Below are 20,057 nucleotides of genomic sequence, written 5' to 3' on the forward strand. Positions count from 1 at the left end.
GCTGTTTTTTTGGCTCCATGCATACACTATGTGCATAGCTTCATTGTAGCGATTACAATATGATATTTACAAGTCAGTTTCATATGGGGTAGGCTCCGCCAATTACGTATGAGTTCCTCGTGCAGTTAATCATTGAGGATGAACTTATTTCCTTTCTCTCTGGTTCTGTAGAATCCATAGGGGCCTCTCACCGGGATGGGATGGTTGGTGTCCGTTCCAACTCAAACGTAATGATTTGAAATCGAGCAAATTAGACTATTAAGGACTATCCACAAGGAGGGCTTATGAAGAATCAATTCGCATCGACTGCTTTTCGCATGACAACGTCTCTTGTTTTTACCGTGATACTGTATTGCCTTGCCGCTACATGCGCGGTGGCTGATTCCGACTGGACAGGCTTTTATGTCGGAGCCACAGTCGGAGCCCTTGACGGAGAGGCGAACCCTTCCGTGACCACTGTAGCTGATTCATATTTTACGCCGATTCGTGATGCCGCTCAGCTCGATCCGGCAGCTTCGAAGGAGATCGATGCACAAAATATGTCCGGAAGTCTCTTTTTTGGGGGGGATTATCAGCTCAATTCAATCGTGCTTGGGTTGGAAGCAGCCGTTATGTATTCTTCATTTTCTGAAGAGGAATCTTTTAGCGATATATACGATACCAACGCTGATACCTTTTACCTTTCCACAACCTTTGAGACTGACTGGATGGTGAGCCTCACACCTCGAGTCGGGTATGCTTACAAAAATTCCCTCTTCTATGTGATGGGTGGCGTAGCGCTTTCAAAATTCTCATATGAATTTTCTTTCAAAGACTCATTGCAACAGACCCAGGTTGATGAAAGTGAAACGTCTTGGGGATGGACCGCCGGAGTAGGCTATGAATACCAAATCTCCAATGGCTGGGGAATCAAAGCGGAATATGCTTACTACAAGTTTGATGACATATTTGAAGTAGAGAGCAGGCTTCCAAACCTTCCTGATGACGGCTTTAATCATAACGTAGATTTTGAAGCAGATTCTTTTCGGGTTGGTTTGGTAAAGAGGTTCTAACCCGGATGTTTCACGGCAAAACGGCTTGGCCAAAGCAATAGCATGTAATTTGCTGTTTTTTGCTCAGGGCTATTTCCCTTTGGCCGGGCCGGAGGCATTCATGTTTTCAACTCTGATACCTTGAATATTGGGGGACTCGATTCGTGCAGTGCCCGGGATATGTTCTTTGTGGGGATGTGCTTTAGAATCGGTTGGTGGAGGCGTGAGGGGGAAAGATGGGCACGCTGGCGCTTTGCCCATCCTACGAGTGAAAGCATGCGCTGGGGCTCGTGAGCAAAAGGTGGGAGACCTTATTCAGGATATTTCACGAGAAAACAAACAGCCAAGATGAAAGCTATATGATTTCAGAATGCTATAACGAAAATGTCAGCATTTTTGAAAATGCAAAGTATAAATCAGGGTTTGCTGTTTTATTTTCTTACTCTTCGGGCGATCCGAGTGCACCCATCTTCTGCGTTATCAGAGCTTTGAGGTAGAACGCTACATCTGCTGATTTGATGCTTTGGATATGGGGGCGATCGATTCGTGAAATATCCGGGCTATAGTTGACGTTAAAAATGACATTTGACGTTAGCACCCTCTGTTATTTGTATTGGGATGCTTGATAGGGCCTTTTTGTCATTATTAAAGTGTTTTGGAGCTTTACCTGGACTGAATTATGGCGCTATAATATGACCAATAATAAGAACCTTTAAATGGTCATATGGCCGAGGAGGCTATCCATGGAGCCCATATACGCTAAGTTTTCGGCAAGCATCTCTGAGCTCAAGAAAAATCCGAGTGCCCTTATCCAAGAGGCCGAGGGCAGTGCAATTACCATTCTGAATCATAACAAGCCGACGGCCTATCTGGTCCCGGCTGCGACATACGAGGCTCTCCTCGATAAAATCGAAGACTATGAACTCGGAAAAATTGTTCTTGAGCGAAAATCAGAAAAAGGTGGTGCTGTCGAGGTATCATTAGATGACCTATAAACTCAAGTTCCTGCCAACAGCCTTGAAGGAGTGGAAAAAGCTCGATAACACCATCAGGATCCAGTTCAAGAAAAAGCTGGAAGAGGTTCTTGAGAACCCTAAAATTCAAGCAAATCAACTTAGGAAATTCGATAACCATTATAAAATTAAACTCAGAACATCCGGCTATCGTTTGGTCTATGAGGTGATTGATGATGAAATTGTCGTTTTGGTAATCGCCATAGGCAAACGTGAGGGCAACAAGATCTATGAAGTCGCCAAACTGAGGTCTGGAGTTTAATGGATAGGCAGGCCGACTTTTTCCGGTTATTGAGGGGGGAGGTGGGCACGCTGGCGCTTTGCCCACCCTACGAGTGAAAGCATGCGCTGGGGCTGGTGAGCAATAGATCGAGGGCTGATAGGGCCTTATGATGTTCACATCCCATGGCAGTGCGCATTATTTCATTGAAAAGAAGAGCACGTATTCCGACCAGGGGGCTTTGTCGCTGGCCTCCCAAATCCATTCACGTTGAAGGGGGAAGCATCATGAAAAAGCTGGTCTGTGTGGTGGTTTTCTGTGTTGTTCTGTTTGCCGGTCTTCCTGCGTCTGCCGGTGGGGCAGCCCCGGGGCTTTGGGGTGTCTATTCCGATGTGTTTGAAAGCGCCAAGTACATCGACCTTACCCATGCTTTTGAACCAGAGCAGCCGGTGTGGCCGGGGTTTGCCAATGCCTCATTCAAACCGGCCAGGGCGGGCAAAGGCATCGACGGGTATGTGGATGCCGGGCAGGAATTTACCTACGACAAACACGGCTTCGTGGCCACGGCGTACATGCTCACGACGGATCAGTACGGAACCCAGCTTGACCCACCGGCCCACTGGGACAAACTCGGGGCGACCATAAGCGACATTCCGGCGACCTATGCCATTCGCCCTCTGGTGGTCATTGATATCCATGACAAAGTAAAAAAAGACAAGGGCTACCACCTGCAGGTCGAAGACATCAAAGCCTGGGAAAAGACGTATGGGCGCATCCCGGAAGGGGCTGTGGTGATGGTGCGGTCGGACTGGTACAAGCAGTGGTCGGATACCGAGCGGTTCAACAAAAAGCCCTTCCCCGGGGTCGGTCTTGAGGCGCTCAAGTTTCTTCACCTGGAGCGGCACATTCTGTTCCACGGCCATGAGCCTCTGGACACGGATACAACCCCGACCCTTGAAGGGGAATACTGGCTGATGCACAACCATTTTGCCCAGGCAGAAGGGGTTGCCAATCTCGATAAAGTCCCGGAGGCAGGGGCACTGATCATCATCGGGTTTGCAAAGCCACAGGGGGGCACAGGCGGCTACGCGCGATATATTGCCGTTGCTCCAAAACAGTGGCCCCATGGCGTTTCGGTAACGGAGGTTCCCGGCGCACCATTGCCTGTCCAGGCCCATCCGTTGAAGCGGGATAAAAACGGTGTGATGCGGCCAACGCCATAGGCCCTCAGGGTTGCTTCGTCATGCAGGGCGCACGGCGCTCCCTAGATCGGATTTGCCAGAACGGCTTTTTGCTGGGTACCGGCCGTGGCTTTCAGTGCCAGGGCCAGGACGGTCAGGGCCACCTGGGTTGCCGGGTAGGAGTACCAGATCCCCTCCACACCCATGACCATGGGCAGGGTGACAACAAAAAAGGGCGTGAAGACCAAGGGGTCGGCGTAGACGAGGATCGAAGCGTTTTTGCCGTCGTCCATGGCGTAGAAATAGGCAGACATCACCCGTGCAACCACGATAAACGGGGCGGAGACAACCACCGCCACCATGGCAGACATGCATGCCGTTGCCACCTCGTGGGAGACGCCGTAGAAAATAGGAAAGCTGTACCGTGTGGCATAAAACGCCACCATGAAAAAGCCGCTGAGGGCAAAGCCCAGGATCAGGCCTTTTCTCAACACGGTTTCAAGACCCTTTTTATCCTTTGCACCCGTGCAGTGGCTGATGAGGGGCTGGATGCCGTCAGCAAGGCCCTGCATGATGCTGTAGATGACATAGGCTGCGTAAGACATGACCGTATAGACGGCAACGGCTGCATTACCGCCGTAGTTAAGGCACTGGTAGTTGGTCAGGATGATGACGATGGCCGGTGCGATGGTCAGCCCGAAGGGGGAGATACCTATTTTCAGCATTTCGAGGGTGGTGTCTCTCTCCAGGCGATACCAGTCCGGGCCCAGTTTGGATTTCAAGATGGGGCCGATACCCATCAGCGCCACAACGGCCTGGGCGATGCACGTGGCCCAGGCAACCCCTTCCAGCCCCATGCCAAGGCCCAGCATGAACCAGGCGTCCAGGACAATGTTGATCAGCATCCCCACCACCATCATCACCATGGCGTAGACGGGCATCCCGATATTTTTCATCACCGGCACAAGGCCTGCCCCCATCACCTGGAACAGGGACCCAAAGGTGATGACGAGCATGTAGTCGAGGCCGTACTCGTGGATGTTGCCCCTGGCGCCCAACAGGGTCAGCAGGTCGTCGATGAGAAAAAAGTACAGGGGCATGAGGGCAAGGGAGATGGTGAAGAGAAGCACCAGGGTGGATGACTTTGCTCTCAGGGCCCCGGTTTCGTCGTCTCCGGCGCTGCGGATGGTCATGATAATGGAACCGCCGGTGCCGATTCCCGTACCGATGGCTGTCATCAGTGCCAGCAGGGGCCAGGCCAGGTTGATGGCCGTCAGGCCGTCGTCTCCCATGGCACGGCACAGGAAGTACCCGTCCACGATCATGTACATCCCCACCAGGACCATGGACATCATGGATGGAATGACATACCTGATGAATTGATTGGCCATGTTTTCCTGCTCCACCTACCACCTCCCCATCATCATTTTCCTGCAACACCTTTTCGGGACACACAATAGGGCCTGCCCATGTCTTGCCAGATGTATGGTGCGAGCCAGCGAAACCGTAAACCTTCCCGTAAGGGGAAGGTCAATGGCTTTTACTTAAAAAAGCAAAAGGATTTTATTTTAAGTTGAAGGATTACCAAAAGATGGGAGGGTAAGAAAGGAGACTTGTTGAAGGGGTACCGCCTGAAACGGTCGCCTGCGATACATCATGACAGTGCCATCGGCGCATCCTCTTGATTTTTGCGTGTCATTGGAGGGCCTGTGCTTCCAATGGGCACACAAGCGTCAATAACGCCTCTTTGTGCAGGTGCAGGGCCTGGAATACCTTCCTGATAATTCAAAGCGCCGAGGCATGCTTTGGGGTTGCTTGAATGCCGGATGGAATCAAGCAATTTGTGTGTTGAACGGCTGACAACAAGGGGCCGCTTAACATGATGCTGTCAAGAGGGCGCCATGGGCGATTTATCCGCCCAGAAACTGCATGTTCAGAGCAAAGAAGATCTGCCATTGGGGTTGGCCGGGGCCGTCGTCGGCCACGGAGTATTGCGGTTCGACAAAGAAGTTGTAGACCGTTGTGCCTTTTTTGATGACTTTCCCGATGCCGACGCCCATGGGGACGGAATAATAGTCTTTTTCAAAGTTGTAGACCCACAGGGGCGCCGCCCGCAGGTAGATGCCGTCCCCCAACTGGAAGAACGCAAAGGGCTGCAACACCCCGACGTTGACATCGTCCCGGTCGTCTTCACCGGCAAAGCTGGCTTGCCAGGTCAGCAGGTAGCCGTACTGGAACACAGGGGAGGTGGCCACAAAGGTGACCTGGGCCAGCCCGGCCGACCACTGCTCAGAGCCCAGGTCATCGTCTGTTGCCGTGGGGGCGGTGAGTTGTGGCCCTAAACCCACGCTGATCCCGGGGTTACCGGTGTCGAAGAGGTAGGCTGCAAAAATGTTGAAATCACCCAGGCCGGTCTCTTTGCTTCCGTCGGGCGGTGTCGGAAAGGTGTTGACCGGCAGCGAGGCCCGCATCAGCCAGGAGGTGTCCCCGATACTGATGGGCTGGGCATAGCGGAACACAAACTGGTTTGCGTCTTCGTCGGACTCGGTGATCTTTCCGATGTAATAGTTCTGGAGGTTGAAGGCCTTCATGTTGGCCAGGGGGTTGTTGGCCTGTGCCTCTGCGTTGGATGCGGAGGCTCCGGCCTCGTCCTGGCCTTCCGGTTCCGCCAGGGCTGCCTGGAGGTGGACACCCATCAGGATGCATGCAAACAGCGCTGCCCTGACGGCATGAATCAAAAAACGCGCTGGGGCTCTGTTGGCCTTACGATGTGTCATGTGTGACATCATTGCGGTTCCCTCCGTTTTTATTCATTTTGCCAGGTGCAGGGGCAGTCAGGAATGTGATTCATGACCTTTCAATTCTTCACGGGAAGGAACTCTGGCTCCGGCCGGGTCAGAAAGGGCCATCCGGGGTCGGGAGCCAGCTTCCCTCCTGGTGTTTTGGTCACTTCGCCTTTTCGATATCCGGCAGGACCCAGCTTCTGTCAAGGAAGGCCTGGTCGGGGGAGTAGAGCCTGAAATAGGGGAACCAGGCTTTGCCGGGCATGGTCTGTATCCAGTTTTTTGCCTTATCGCCTTCCGGTTTGTTCGGGCCGATGGCCAGATCGACGGAGCCATCTGCGTTTTCGTGCAGGTCCATGCGGGAGGAGCGGTCGGCCAGCTTGGTGTCGTTTACGATGATGGTTCGGGTCGAGACATCATAGACGGTGAGGGACCAGAACGCCTTGACCGGAACGTTGGGCGGAACATGCAGGGTGTAGTTGACGGCACCGTCCAGCCAGTCCCCGTCGCTGTCGCGATAGGCCGCCAGGTACACCTGGCCTTTGCCGGTTTTCTGGCCGTGCATCATGGGATCGTTGGTGACGGCTTCGTAGAACCAGGCGGCGCGCTCATCAAGGTCATCGTAATGCTCCCGGCGTTGTTCCGGTGTGCAGACGGTGGCAAATTCCCAGTGGGAGCCGTCCATGTAATGCGCGTCCTCCAGACGCGGGTTGAAGAAGTCATTGGCCTTGGCCATTGCTTCACCCACCAGGGTGGCCTCGATCAGGAGCCTTTTCTGGTTCGGCGTGGGGGCAAAGGGTTTTCCCTTCTCAATGCCTAAAGGTTTGAGCATGGCCAGCCAGAAGCGATCCCGTTCGTGAACCGGCTCCCGGTTGATGATGTCGGCCAGTCGTTCCCAGTAGGCGATACCACGTGGGTGCCAGGCCTGCCAGGCTTTTCCGTCGGGGGTGATGTAGCCGCGGGGTCGGGGATCCATCCGTTCGGCGTAAGGGTACACGTCGATTTTTTCCAGGATGGCCATGCGCTCGCTGCGGTCCTGGGACATCAGGCGGACGCCCGGCATGATGTTCATGGTGGGCATCCGTACCACGGTATACTCTCCGTCTTCCGCGTCTTCGGGCGGCTCCTGTCCCGGACCGACAAAGAGGTATTTGCCCGGTTTGGTCATCTGCATGACCCCGATCTGCCAGAAATCGTTGGCCGCGCCACGCACCTCGCCTTCAGGTATCACCATGATCCAGGGGCCCTCGTTTAAGTCGATGAAGACGACGACGTAGGGCGTCGTGGTGTTGAAGGTCAGCCCCCCGAGCTTGTCCTCGTAGGACTCCATAAAAACGATTTGCCCGTTTTCCGCGCCGAGCTGCCGGAGGTGTGCGTGCTGCCACTGCTCCATGCCAATGAGGGGGATGGCCCAAAGGTAAGCCTGGCAAGCCCGCTGGAAGTCCATCTCTTCCAGGAGAAGCGCCTGGGTCTCGGCCGTGGGGTAGCCATTGGCAAAGTCATGGGTAAATTCAAGCGCACCGATGCGAGTCTCAATGGTCTCTCCTGCGGGGGGAGCCGTGGCCTCCTTGCCTGACGTTGTAGCGCAGGCCGTGAGAAGAAGGGCCAGGAGTATTGCGGGAACCGTTTTTATCCACAAAGACCGACGGTAGAGGTGGACCATGGGGTATCCTCCTTGGTTGGGAGCATGAAGCAGGTTGTTGGGTGGGTGCCCGGCGTGTCGGTTTGTCTCCGGATGCTGCCGGAAGGGGGCTGAAAATGAGGGGCGGGGGTGTGGTATATTCTTGATATTGTATCAGATTGTTTTGAGCGTGAGAACGCCTTTTACAACGATGTGCCGCAAGGAACGATTGCAGGCGTTATCCCGTTGGGTTGCCGTGGATTGCCTTTTTGCCAGATTCCTCATTAATATTCTAACTGCTGTTTTTTGTATCATGGTTTCATTGTGTGCCTTTTCAGATGGTTAAATTCGGGCGTGGTGTTTCGGTTGGATTTTCTCGGTTTGCTTCTTGATTAGGGCGTCTGTGCGGGTGCGGGTTTTGGGGAATGGCGATTCTTTATTTGAATCAGTGTGTTAAAATGATTGATCAGGATATGTGATGTTGACACCATGATGATTTTGTACTATGTCTGAGTTCATCACATGAACCTCTGGTGTGTTTCATCTTTTCTCCTCGAGTCGAATCGAGTCTTTCCAAGTGACATTCCGTTGGTACCGGTTTGCCGGTTCACCTTTTTTCCAAGGCTGATGGGAGTGTTGTATCTTTCCCTTCCGATGGCCCCTGACACGAGTTGGAGGAAATCATGACGGAAGTGATTCAACTGCCGACAGGCCAGTCCCTGGCCGATATTATCACCGAAAACGAGGCACTTCGGGAGACCCTCAACGACCGCAGGGCATTGGATCAGATGCTTGCTGCTGTGTCGTCTGACTTTATGAACGTAACCGGGGAATGGACCGGCGATGTCATTGAAAAGGCCCTGAAACGGGTGGCCCGGTTTGCCGGGGCCAAGCGGGGTGTTGCCTTTATCATGCCCCAGGGCCAGGTGGAGTGTGCCCTGTTTTTTGAGTGGATCTCCGAGGAAGATCCCGAAGGGAGCTTCGAGTCCATCTCGCCCCGGGCTTTTTCTGTTTTCCTCCCTCCCATGCGTGAAGAGAAAATCACTATCTTGAGTCAGAAGTCAGAAATGGCCGATTTGACGTTCGAGCAGCGGCAGTTTTTTTCGGATTATGGGTTCAGGGCGCTGGTGGGGCTTTATCTCAACAGCCGGGACGGCAAGGAGGGGGGGATTTTCCTGTTCGGAGGACCGGATGAGGAGTACCTGTGGCCAGAGGAGATGATTACCCGGTTCCTGAAAACCGTGGAGGGGCTCTTCATCAGCTCCATGCGCCAGGTGGAGCTGACCATGGAACTTAAGAAAAGGGAAGCCCTGGCCTCGGCCCTTCTCAACGCCACCAGAGACTCGGCGGCGCTGCTGGACATCGAAGGCAATATCCTGGCCATCAACAGCTCCTTTTCCCGTCGCCTCAAGATCAGCCAGAACCACGCCAAGGGCAAACCGTTTTACGACTTCTTTTCCCCGGACCTGGCCCGTTTTCGACGCAAGCAGGTGAAGGCCGTGGTGAAAAGCGGCCACCCCGTTCATTTTGAAGACGACAACAACGGCCTGGTGCTCTCCAACGTTATCTACCCGGTGTTCGATACCCGGGGCGTGGTGGAGCAGGTGGCCTTCTATTCCCACGACATCACCCCGTTAAAAGACGCCGAGCAGAGCATCCGGACCCTGACCGGAGAGCTGGTTCTGGCCCAGGAGGGGGAGCGACAGCGCATTGCCTACGACCTGCACGACAACGTGGCCCAGGAGCTGGCCACCTTGAAGATCAGCTGCGACACCCTGGTGGACGCGGCCCGGAAATCCCCGTCGGAGTTTGAAAAGACCGTCAGCGGGTTTTCAGGGATCCTCCAGAGCTCCATCAACACGGTCCGTGAGATGGCCTACGAGCTGCAGCCCCCCACCACGGGCAATATGAGCCTGGTGGACACCATCTACAACTATTGTGATGAGTTCAGCGAGCGGTTCGGTATCACGGTGGATTTTTACACGGCCGGGATGCACAATGTGAACCTGGACAAGGAGCAGCAGCACCACATCCAGCGGATCATCCAGGAGGCCCTGAACAACGTGCGCAAACATGCCGGTGCAGCCGGGGTGATTATCCGGCTGGTGGCGGCCCATCCCCACGTGATCCTGCGCATCGATGACGACGGCACGGGATTTGATGTGGCTCGCCGCATGGAAGATGGTCTCAGGGAGAAGCGTATGGGGTTAAGGGGCATGGAGAACCGGGTGAGGCTGATCAAGGGGAGGGCACGCATCGAGTCCGCTCCCGGTGACGGCACCCACCTCTTTTTTGAGATCCCCGCCGAACAGATCGAGGAGATGAACGACCGCAAGGAGAGAGACCAGTATTACCCTCTTTTTACGTGAAAGGTGTGCCAGATACCATCCTGTGCATGGTGGGCGGCAATGGTGTACCCCTGTGAGACAAGCTGTGCTTCGATCTTTCCGGCTTCGGTGGTAAGAAGGCCGGAGAGGATCGCCTCCCGTTTTCCGAGAAACCCTTCCGAGACAACCAGGTGTTTCATGATGTCGTAGTGGATGTTGGCCACCACGAGATCCGCCGGTGCGTGCACCATCTTCTCGGCACGTCCCTGGACGGCCAGGATTCGGTGCGAGAGCCCGTTGACCCGGGCGTTTTCATGGGTGGTGCGCACGGCAAGGTGGTTCAGGTCCACGGCCAGGACCCGGCTTGCCCCTAAGCGTGCGGCGCCCAGGGCCAGAAGGCCGGTTCCCGTGCCCAGGTCCTGAACGGTTTTGCCGGAAAGCCCCGGGCCCATTTCCGCCAGCAGCGAGAGGCAGCAGCTGGTGGTGGGGTGCGCTCCGTTGCCGAAGACCACCCCGGCATCAAGGAAGATTTCATCGGGGGCGGGGCTGCCCCCAGGGGCTGCACCCCGCCGAAAGGGCCGCACCGTAAGGGGTCCGGCGGTGAAGGGCTCGGCGTCTCCTCCCTGCCACTGGTCGTATGTCATGTCGTAGCGGTCGATGAGGGTGAGGTGGGCAGCGGCCCGGGTCAGGCGCTCCACCACCTCGTCGGCGGGGCTCCCGAAAAAGAGGAAGGTGGAGGCGTCCTCCACCCAGTTGCCGAGAAAGTCGGGATGATCCACGGGCGTGGCCGGGTGGATCACCCCTTCGATGTAATAGATAAAAAGCGCATCCGAGGCCTCCGGGTGCGCTTTTTTCATGTCGGAGACAGGAGGCGTCATGGGGCGGTGTCGACCTCCTTTTGAGCCTCTTTGAGTTTTTCCGAGACAGCCTCTGTGAGCCCTACAACCTCTTCCAGCAGTCGGCACACGTTATCGTAGCCGCCTTCCCGGGCACGTTCTGCCCATGTGAGGTAATTGCCCTTGTGGGCGTCGTTGTGATTGACCCAGTGGGTGAGCAGTGTGGCCAGCTGTTCCTGCAAGGAAAGGGGGGCGGAGTCGTTCTGGTGGTCGTGGTCGTGACTGTGATCGTGGCTGTGGTGGTGGTCGTGATGATGATCGTGATCGTGTGGCATGCAACCCTCCTAAAAGTATTTTTTATAATGGCGGCTTCGCATAACAGACCGAATGGTGGGAATTCCCCGTGGCGCGCACGGTGTGGCCGGTGGCAGGGGATGGGGGGCAAGGCCCTTGGGCAAAAACTTTTTCACACTTGAAGGAGGGTGTCAAACAAAAGCGTTCGTCCGGAGATTTCATGAAAAGACGGGCCGGGAGAAGGAATAAAGCATCATGGGGTCCGGTTCCCGTGTGAAACGCAGATATTTCCAAAAATGAAAATTCAATTCACGGTTTTCAGCTTGTCCTTTTCACGCCTCAGGCGGGTCGACTGTCCCCCTTTTCCGCGTTATCAGCGTGTTGAACAGGGGGTCAGGGGGTCCGAACGGCATGAACAAAGCCGCAGCCGGTCAGGGGATGGGCTTCCCGGACGTAGCTCTCTTTGTTGTTGGGGTTGAAGGTGACGGCTTCGGTGCTGGTGCCCCAGGCCCCGGTCTCCAGTTCCGAGGTCCAGTACCACGGGGCTCCGCTGGTGGGGTAGTAGGGTTTGCCGTTGTAAAGCAGGGCCAGCTCGTTGGGCAGGGGGATGCGCCAGTCTGTGAATCCGCCGATGGAGAGGCGCTCCACCCAGGCCTTTGCCGAGGCAAAGGGCATGCAGCTATTCCCCAAGTTCCTGGAGTCCAGGATCATCCAGGTGAGGCCGGATTGGGTGTCCGTGAAGGTGCCGTTTCTGTGGTCCAGGAATCGGTTGCCCTTGTCCCGGAGAAGGGTGCGGATCTCGGCTTCCCGTGTGGCAATGCGAGCGGCAGCCTCCTGTCTGCGCCGGGCGTCGGCCTGGGCCTGCTGCTGGGCCAGGAGGCGGTTCTTCTCTTCTTCCAGGCGCCGGGCCTCTGCCTGGCGGGCCAGGAGGGTCTGGCGGGAGGCCTGCTCCTCTGCCAGGAGGCGCCCCCTCTGGGACTCCAGCTCACCCTTCAAGGCCCGTGCCTCCTTGATAAAGGCGCCGTCCGGGTAGCGATCCATGTAGAGCTCCACCTCCTGAATGCGAACAGAGATGGGGTTCTTGGGGTTGTCCGCAACCGTCCTGACCTCTTTCCACTGACCCTGCTGGTCCGCTTTTCGGGCGAGGGAGGCGATCTCTTTTCTGATCTCCGAGGCCTGGGTGGTGTGGGGATTGTTCTGGAGGAAGGAGATGTACATGGCCCGGGCATCTTCAAAGGAGAGGCCCGCAGTCTCACGTTTCAGCCTGTTGAACTCGATGGTGTCGATCATCTCGCCGCGCATCAGCCACACTTCGTTGAAGCGTCTGTCTTCGGGGAACTCGGCGGTGAATGTGTCGGCCAGGGCAATGCAGGGTTCCCAGTTCTCCGTTTTGTAACAGGTGGGGGCCTTGGTTTTGAGCATCAGGTAATAGTCGTCGCTCACCGATGCCACCAGGTTGGTGACCGGTCGGATGTGTTTGCCGTTGGGGTGATCGGAGAGGTAGGCCCGGTAGAGCCCAAGCCGCTCCTGGGCGCTGCGGTCTTCTGCCTGGCGGAGTTTCTGGTAATCCAGGTCGTCCAGCTGGGCGGGAAGGCTCTTGATCTTGGATCGGATGGCCGTGGCAAAGGGGGTGCCCTGGTTCTCCTTCAGGTGTTTCTTCATCATGCCCACGGAGGTGTCGATAAATTCCCCGTCCCGCGGCAGGGTGTCGATGCGGCGGTCCATCTCCATAAGGGCATTTGCCTCATTGAGGCGCTCGGTGACCTGCAGGGTGAACCGGTTGATCACATGGCTGTTGAGATAGGACTCCAGAAGGGCCTTCTGCTGCCGGAACTGCTTCATGGAGGCCAGGTCGGCCATGAGGGTGTTGAATTCTGTCTCCAGGGTGTGGGCACGGTACCAGATGTAGCCGCCGAAGGCGCCGCCGCCGATGACGACACAGGCAAGGAAGACAATGAGAATGGTGCGGATGGGGCTGGACGGCTCCTCCAGGTCCTCATCCTCGTATTCATAGACCCAGGAGCCGTCGCCCTCTTCCTCGGCCTCCTCGTCCCCGGGATCTTCGTCCAGTTCCAGGTCCACGCCCGGAGAGAGCGAGGCGGTCACCGGCATGGCAGGCGGTGTTGCATCGGGCATGGAGGGCAGGTCCGGCAGGGGAGGGAGGTCACCCGGAGGAGCTGCGGGTTCGGGTTTCTCCTCCATGACAAATTCCATGGCGATCTGGTCGTCCACGGAAGGGGCTGTGGGGCCGGGGGCGGGTGGTGTTCCTTCTGCGGCGGCTTTGGCCGCCTTGTCGTCGCGGAGCTTGAGGCCCTCCATGAGGATGGTGAGAAGGGGGGTGGTGATATTGTGCTCTGGGGCCGGGGCGTTGTCGATGACAATGACGGTGTCGTCCCAGCAGATGATTTCGTACACCGCGTCGAGACCGTGGAGGGCTCCGGATTCGGCGGCCACGAGGTTGCCGTCGTTGATCCAGAGGTAGCCGACGTCATCATTGGCGTAGATTTTCAGCGTGCAGGATGTCTTGTCCATCTGGACGATCTGCAGAAATGAGCTGAGGGAAATCCCCTGTATCTGGCCTCCAACTTCAATCTTCATCGATTCGGTTACCACCTTGAATGACGCGTGAATCCCCTTGTGGCTGGGGGGGAAAGAAAAAATCCGGTTTTGCAGCGGTATCCCGGTGGGTTACGATGCAGGAATTCTGGCGAGAATCCGTCCCGGTGTGTCTTGGGCTCAAAATCCTGGGCTGTTGGGCAGGATCTGCGGGTTGATAGACTAGGAAATAAACTATCAGATCGGCATGTTGGTGTCAATCGGTCCACCGCCATGGGCGGCAGGATGAAAATTGGTTAACAGCCACGGCCAAAGATGGTGTAGACTCAATTCTTTCGGGCCCCTTCCATGGTGTATGGAAGGGGCCGGGTACGTTTTTGCGGGGCGCTCTCGGGGCCCCCGGCACAGCGCAGCGTTGATATACAGTCAGTTGATTTTTGATGGAGTGATGCATGAACGGCAACAAACGTCTCGTGGGCATGGCCGGGTTGGTTCTGGTGGCCTTCTTCTGGGGAATGACCTTTACCGTGATCAAAGAGGCGCTGGACGATGTTCCGGTCGCCTTTTTCCTCGCCCAGCGGTTCCTTCTGGCCTTTGGGCTTCTGTTTGTGGCGCGGCCCCTGGCCAAGGCCCCGCTGAACGCTTACACCCTGGGACGCGGCGTGCTTCTGGGGGGGCTGGTGGTGATGGGCTATGCCCTCCAGACCGTGGCCCTCATCGACACCACAGCATCCAACACCGCCTTTCTGACGGGCCTGAACGTGGTGTGGGTACCCATCCTGGCCGTGCCCCTGCTCAAACGCCGCCTGGAAGCCCCCAAGGCCGTGGGCGCGATCCTGGCCGTGGGCGGAATCTATCTGATGTGCGGGCTCCTGGGCGGCGAAGGCCTCGCCCATGTGAACCGGGGGGACCTCCTTGCCCTGGCCTGCTCCGTGTTTTTCGCCCTGCACATCCTCTACACCGGCCGCTATGCGTCCCGGTGCGACAGCTACTGGCTTGCCGTGGTCCAACTGGGGACCATCGGCGTGCTCTGCGGGGGCGCAGCCCTTGCCAAGGGCCAGCCCCTGTTCTCCTGGAAACCGGAGATCGCCGTGGCCCTGATTTTGTGCTCCTTTCTGGCCACTGTCCTTCCCTTTCTTATCCAGACCACGGTCCAGAAATGGGTCTCCCCTTCGGATACTGCCCTGATCTTCTGCCTGGAGCCGGTCTTTGCCGCCCTGTTTGCCTGGGTCCTGGCCGGTGAGGCCATGGGACGCATGGAGTACGGGGGGGCAGCGCTGATTCTTTTGGGGATGGTGGTGTCGGAGAGGTGGAAGGGGGGCAGGAAAAACAGGTAACAGGTAATAGGGGATAGGGGATAGGGAGTTGTGGGGGGAAGCGCTCCGTCGATGTTGGCGGGGCGTTTTTTGTTGGGGGAGGGGGAGGTGACGGGCTAAGGGGGAAAGGCTAAAGGGTGAATAGAGAATAGAGAATAGTGAGTGGTAGCGCTCCGTCGATGTTGGCGGGGCGTTTTTTGTTGGGGGAGGGGGAGGTGAAGGGCTAAGGGGGAAAGGCTAAAGGGTGAATAGAGAATAGAGAATAGTGAGTGGTGAGTGGTAGCGCTCCGTCGGTGTTGGCGGGGCGTTTTTTGTTGGGGGTGGGGGAGGCGAAGGGTTAAGGGCGAAAGGCTAAAGGGTGAATGGTGAATGGTGAGTTTAAGCGCTCCGTCGGTGTCGGCGGGACGTTTTTTGTTGGGGGAGGCGAAGGGCTAAGGGCGAAAGGCAAAAGGTGAAGGGCAAAAGGGCAAAAGGGCAAAAGGGGAAAAGGGGAAAAGGGGAAAAGAAACGCCCTGCCGGTGGGGGGCAGGGCGTTATTTGTTGAAAAGGGGGGGGCGGAGGGCTGGATCAATCCGGGTCTGTGAGGAGCATGGGCTGTTCCGGTTCCTTGACTTCCACGCGGTCCACCTTCTGGTAGCCGCGGGGGAGTTTTTTGCCCCGTAAGCCACGGGAGCTCATGTATTCGGCCACGTTGCCGGGCTTGAGGGTGAGGTGGCGCTTGCCCGCGTAGATGATGATGCTGCTCTCTTTCTGCAGGGTGAACAGGCGGATGACCAGCTCTTCTCCGGCTTTGGCTTTTGCCGACGGGATGTTGATGATCTTGTTGCCTTTGCCCTTGGGGAGCATGGGCAGGTCCCGCAAGGGGAAGATGATCATGCGGCCCTCGCTGGTGATGGCGGCCAGCAGGGTGTCGTCCAGGGTGGGGACGGCAAGGGGCGGAATGGGCGAGGCTGCGGCAGGCAGGGTGAGAAGGGCCTTGCCCGCCCTGTTCTTGCTCAGGAGGTCGCCGAACTTGGCAATAAATCCGTACCCGGCGTCCGAGGCCATCAGGAGAAGGTCCTTGCGGCTTCCGGTGACCATGTGCCGGAAGGTGGCCCCTGAAGGCGGTGCAAAGCGGCCGGTGAGGGGCTCGCCATGGCTCCTGGCCGAGGGCAGGGTATGGGACTCCAGGCTGTAGCTTCGCCCTGTGGAGTCGATGAAGGCGGCGAACTGGGAGCTTTTGCCTTCAGCGGCGCAGAGGAGCTCGTCCCCTGCCTTGTACTTGATGCGGGACAGGTCCACGTCGTGGCCCTTGGCCGAGCGGACCCAGCCGTTCTTGGAGAGGATCAGGGTCACGGGCTCCGTGGGCATGAGGTCCTTTTCCGAGAGGGCCTGGGCTTCCTGGCGCTCCACCACAGGGGACCTGCGGTCGTCGCCGTAGAGCTTGGCGTCGGCCTTGATCTCTTTCTGGATGAGCTTGACCAGGCGCTTGCCTGAACTGAGGATCTTTTCCAGCTCGTCCCGCTCCTTGGCGAGTTCTTCCTGCTCGCCCCGGATCTTCATCTCTTCGAGCTTGGCCAGGTGGCGCAGGCGCAGCTCCAGGATGGCTTCTGCCTGCTGGTCGGTGAGTCCGAAGCGCTCCATGAGGGCGGGCTTGGGCTTGTCCTCGTTTCTGATGATGGCGATGACCTCGTCGATGTTGAGGAAGGCCACCAACAGGCCGTCTAGGATGTGAAGGCGCTTTCTCACCTTTTCCAGGCGATGGGTGAGGCGGCGGGTGACCGTGTCTTTACGGAACTCCAGCCATTCGGAGAGGAGCTGCACAAGCCCTTTGACCTGAGGCTTGCCCGAGGTGCCGATGACGTTCATGTTCACCCGGTAGTTGCGCTCCAGGTCCGTGGTGGCAAAGAGGTGGTCCATGAGGGCCTCTCTGTCGATACGGTTGGAACGGGGCACCACCACGATGCGGGTGGGGGCTTCGTGGTCGGATTCGTCCCTTAAGTCCGCCACCATGGGCAGCTTTTTGGCCTGCATCTGGGCGGCGATCTGCTCGATGACCTTGGCCCCTGAGACCTGGTAAGGCAGGGCCGTGATGACTATATCCCCGTTTTCCCGGCTCCACACCGCCCGCATCTTCACGGAGCCGTGGCCCGTGACGTAGAGCTTGCGCAGGTCCTCGGCCGGGGTGATGATCTCGGCCTCCGTGGGAAAGTCAGGGCCCTTGATGTGTTCAAGGAGGTCCCGGGTGTCGGCCTCGGGGTGGGAGAGAAGGTGCACGCAGGCATCGGCCACCTCCCGGAGGTTGTGGGGCGGGATGTCCGTGGACATGCCCACGGCAATACCCGTGGTGCCGTTCAAAAGCAGGTTGGGCAGCCGGGCCGGAAGCACGGCCGGTTCCTGAAGGGTGCCGTCGAAGTTGGGGATCCAGTTCACCGTGCCGTGGCCCACCTCGTCTAAAAGCACCTGGGCGTAAGGGGAGAGGCGGGACTCGGTGTATCGCATGGCGGCAAAGGATTTGGGGTCGTCAGGGGCCCCCCAGTTGCCCTGGCCGTCCACCAGGGGGTAGCGATAGGAAAAATCCTGGGCCATGAGCACCATGGCCTCGTAACAGGCCGAGTCCCCGTGGGGGTGGAACTTGCCCAGGACGTCGCCCACGGTACGGGCCGACTTCTTGTACTTGGCCGTGGCCTTGAGCCCCAGCTCGCTCATGGCGTAGACAATGCGTCGCTGGACCGGCTTGAGCCCGTCCCCGATGTGGGGCAGGGCGCGGTCGAGGATGACGTACATGGAGTACTCCAGGTACGCATCCTCGGCAAAATATTTAATGGGCTGCTGCTCGCCACCCTCTTCGGTGAAATGTGTTTCGTGCTTCATTTAGAAAAATGCCTTCTATGGAGAAAACCGTTTGCAAAAGCAGGCGTTCGGCCTCAGGGGATACTTATATCACCAGGGTGTTGGCTTCGGCGAGGTCGCCTTTGGTCTCCAGCCAGTTGCGGCGGTCCGAGGCGCGCTTTTTGGCCAGGAGCATGTCGAACAGGGCGTCCGGGGCGTCGTCTTCGTCCCCTGTGGTGAGCTGGAGAAGCCGCCGGGTGTCCTCGGCCATGGTGGTCTCCCGGAGCTGCAAGGGGTTCATCTCGCCCAGGCCCTTGAATCGCACCACGTTGACGGTGCCGCGTTTCTTCTCCTTGGCGATGCGGTCCAGGATGACCTGTTTTTCCGACTCGTCCAGGGCGTAGTGCACCTCCTTGCCGATGTCGATGCGGAAGAGGGGCGGCATGGCCACATACACATGGCCCTCTTCCACCAGGGGGCGGAAGTGCTTGAGGAACAGGGCGCAGAGCAGGGTGGCAATATGAAGGCCGTCGGAGTCCGCGTCGGCCAGAATGCACACCTTGCCGTAGCGTAGCTGCTTAAGGTCGTCGGAGCCGGGGTCCACGCCAAGGGCCACGGCAATGTCGTGGATCTCCTTGGAGTTAAGAACCATCTCGGGCTCCACCTCCCAGGTGTTGAGGATCTTGCCGCGCAGGGGCATGATGGCCTGGGTCTGGCGATCTCGGGCCTGTTTGGCCGAGCCCCCTGCGGAATCACCCTCCACCAGGAAGAGCTCGGTGCGGGCGATGTCGGTCTCCACGCAGTCGGCCAGCTTACCGGGAAGGGCCGGGCCCTGGGTGATCTTCTTGCGCGCCACCTTTTTACCGGCTTTCATGCGCTTCTGGGCCCTGGCCAGGGCCATCTCGGCCAGGAACTCCCCTTCGGCCGTGTTCTGGTTGAGCCAGAGGCTGAAGGCGTCCTTGGCAATGCCCGAGACATAGGCGGCGACCTGACGCGAGGAGAGGCGCTCCTTGGTCTGGCCCGAGAATTGCGGATCGGCCATTTTTACGGAGAGAACGTAGGCGCAGTTTTCCCAGATGTCTTCAGGGGCCAGGCGCACGCCCCGAGGCAGCAGCTTGTGGATGTCGCAGAACTCCCTCAAGGCGGCAAGCAGGCCGCTCCTCAGGCCGTTGACGTGGGTACCGCCCTGGGCCGTGGGGATGAGGTTGACGTAGCTCTCGGCCACCACGGTGCCCCCTTCGGGGAGCCAGGTGACAGCCCAGGAAGCGGCTTCGCTGTCCCCTTCCAGCTCTCCGATAAAGGGCGGGGAGGGGACCTGCTCTAAGTCGCCCAGGCTTTCGGTGAGGTAAGCGGAGAGGCCGTCCTCATAATACCAGCGGTGCTTTTCTCCCCCGGGGATGTCCCGGAAGCAGACGGTGAGGCCTTTGCAGAGAACGGCCTTGGCCTTGAGGATGTGGATGAGTCGCCTCACCGAGAATTTGGCGCTGTCGAAGTAGCTGGCGTCGGGCCAGAACCGGACCGTGGTGCCGGTGTTTCTCCGGCCCACTTCTCCCATCTGGGTCAGGGGGGAGACTGTCTCTCCGTGCTCAAAGGCGATGGCGTACTTCTTGCCGTCCCGCCGGATCTCTACTTCCACACGGGTACACAGGGCGTTGACCACCGAGACACCCACCCCGTGAAGGCCGCCTGAAAAGGTGTAGTTCTTGCCGGAAAACTTGGCGCCGGCATGGAGACGGGTCATGATGAGCTCCACACCGGTGATCCCCTCTTCGGGGTGGATGTCCACGGGCATGCCGCGTCCGTTGTCGCTTACCTCCAGGGAGCCGTCCTCATAGAGCACCACCGAGACCTTGTCCGCGTACCCGGCGATGGCCTCGTCCACGCTGTTGTCGATGGCCTCCTGGGCCAGGTGGTTGGGGCGGTCGGTGTCGGTGTACATGCCCGGACGGCGCCTGACGGGGTCAAGGCCCTTGAGGACCTCGATGGCATCCGCATCATATCGTTTTTCATGCAAGTCCATAGTGGTGAAACAACACTCCTAGAAAATCCGATTCAACGTCTTTTAAAC

General features: G+C 57.8%; 14 protein-coding genes. 6 read left to right on the forward strand and 8 right to left on the reverse strand.

Annotated elements, in window-relative coordinates:
- Positions 1-284: 284 nt before the first annotated feature.
- The 4 genes from ACOYW0_RS13420 (at position 285) to ACOYW0_RS13435 (ending at position 3,487) form a co-directional block, all read left to right on the forward strand.
- Positions 285-1,052, forward strand: a complete 768-nt coding sequence (locus tag ACOYW0_RS13420; RefSeq protein ID WP_482414377.1) for an outer membrane protein — start codon at positions 285-287, stop codon at positions 1,050-1,052.
- A gap of 722 nt (positions 1,053-1,774) precedes the next feature.
- Positions 1,775-2,026, forward strand: coding sequence for a type II toxin-antitoxin system Phd/YefM family antitoxin (locus ACOYW0_RS13425; protein WP_482414378.1), 252 nt, complete (start codon positions 1,775-1,777; stop codon positions 2,024-2,026).
- On the forward strand, positions 2,016-2,306 hold the full coding sequence (locus tag ACOYW0_RS13430; RefSeq protein ID WP_482414379.1) for a type II toxin-antitoxin system RelE family toxin: 291 nt from the start codon (positions 2,016-2,018) through the stop codon (positions 2,304-2,306). Before ACOYW0_RS13425 ends, ACOYW0_RS13430 begins: the two co-directional genes overlap by 11 nt.
- A gap of 245 nt (positions 2,307-2,551) precedes the next feature.
- Positions 2,552-3,487, forward strand: a complete 936-nt coding sequence (locus tag ACOYW0_RS13435) for a cyclase family protein (RefSeq protein ID WP_482414380.1) — start codon at positions 2,552-2,554, stop codon at positions 3,485-3,487.
- Between the two features lie 41 nt (positions 3,488-3,528).
- Here ACOYW0_RS13435 and ACOYW0_RS13440 read toward each other — a convergent pair whose 3' ends face one another.
- From ACOYW0_RS13440 to ACOYW0_RS13450, 3 genes are all read right to left on the reverse strand, one after another.
- Positions 3,529-4,851: an MATE family efflux transporter gene (locus ACOYW0_RS13440; RefSeq protein ID WP_482414381.1), complete on the reverse strand. Its 1,323-nt coding sequence runs from the start codon at positions 4,849-4,851 to the stop codon at positions 3,529-3,531.
- 504 nt (positions 4,852-5,355) lie between these two features.
- On the reverse strand, positions 5,356-6,222 hold the full coding sequence (locus tag ACOYW0_RS13445; RefSeq protein WP_482414382.1) for a hypothetical protein: 867 nt from the start codon (positions 6,220-6,222) through the stop codon (positions 5,356-5,358).
- A 169-nt stretch (positions 6,223-6,391) separates the two neighbouring features.
- The gene (locus tag ACOYW0_RS13450; protein ID WP_482414383.1) at positions 6,392-7,891 is read right to left on the reverse strand and encodes a DUF1254 domain-containing protein; all 1,500 of its coding nucleotides are present in this window, start codon (positions 7,889-7,891) and stop codon (positions 6,392-6,394) included.
- 641 nt (positions 7,892-8,532) lie between these two features.
- Between ACOYW0_RS13450 and ACOYW0_RS13455 the strand changes: the two genes are divergently transcribed.
- Positions 8,533-10,218, forward strand: a complete 1,686-nt coding sequence (locus ACOYW0_RS13455) for a PAS domain-containing sensor histidine kinase (protein WP_482414384.1) — start codon at positions 8,533-8,535, stop codon at positions 10,216-10,218.
- On the opposite strand, the gene ACOYW0_RS13460 is transcribed toward ACOYW0_RS13455, so the two are convergent.
- From ACOYW0_RS13460 to ACOYW0_RS13470, 3 genes are all read right to left on the reverse strand, one after another.
- Positions 10,200-11,054 carry a 50S ribosomal protein L11 methyltransferase gene (locus ACOYW0_RS13460; RefSeq protein ID WP_482414385.1) on the reverse strand — a complete coding sequence of 285 codons (855 nt, stop codon included), beginning with the start codon at positions 11,052-11,054 and terminating at the stop codon, positions 10,200-10,202. The genes ACOYW0_RS13455 and ACOYW0_RS13460 overlap by 19 nt on opposite strands.
- Positions 11,051-11,347, reverse strand: a complete 297-nt coding sequence (locus ACOYW0_RS13465; RefSeq protein ID WP_482414386.1) for a DUF8180 domain-containing protein — start codon at positions 11,345-11,347, stop codon at positions 11,051-11,053. The genes ACOYW0_RS13460 and ACOYW0_RS13465 overlap by 4 nt, the downstream gene beginning before the upstream one ends.
- Before the next feature lie 352 nt (positions 11,348-11,699).
- Positions 11,700-13,904 carry a DUF4388 domain-containing protein gene (locus ACOYW0_RS13470; protein ID WP_482414387.1) on the reverse strand — a complete coding sequence of 735 codons (2,205 nt, stop codon included), beginning with the start codon at positions 13,902-13,904 and terminating at the stop codon, positions 11,700-11,702.
- Between the two features lie 410 nt (positions 13,905-14,314).
- Between ACOYW0_RS13470 and ACOYW0_RS13475 the strand changes: the two genes are divergently transcribed.
- Positions 14,315-15,199 carry a DMT family transporter gene (locus tag ACOYW0_RS13475; RefSeq protein ID WP_482414388.1) on the forward strand — a complete coding sequence of 295 codons (885 nt, stop codon included), beginning with the start codon at positions 14,315-14,317 and terminating at the stop codon, positions 15,197-15,199.
- 546 nt (positions 15,200-15,745) lie between these two features.
- On the opposite strand, the gene parC is transcribed toward ACOYW0_RS13475, so the two are convergent.
- Positions 15,746-18,031, reverse strand: coding sequence for a DNA topoisomerase IV subunit A (gene parC, locus ACOYW0_RS13480; RefSeq protein ID WP_482414389.1), 2,286 nt, complete (start codon positions 18,029-18,031; stop codon positions 15,746-15,748).
- A 64-nt stretch (positions 18,032-18,095) separates the two neighbouring features.
- A complete protein-coding gene (gene parE, locus ACOYW0_RS13485; protein ID WP_482414390.1) occupies positions 18,096-20,009 on the reverse strand; it encodes a DNA topoisomerase IV subunit B in 1,914 nt (637 codons plus the stop codon).
- Positions 20,010-20,057: the final 48 nt, after the last annotated feature.

This window comes from Desulfoluna sp. HI9BLuna (assembly GCF_056829775.1).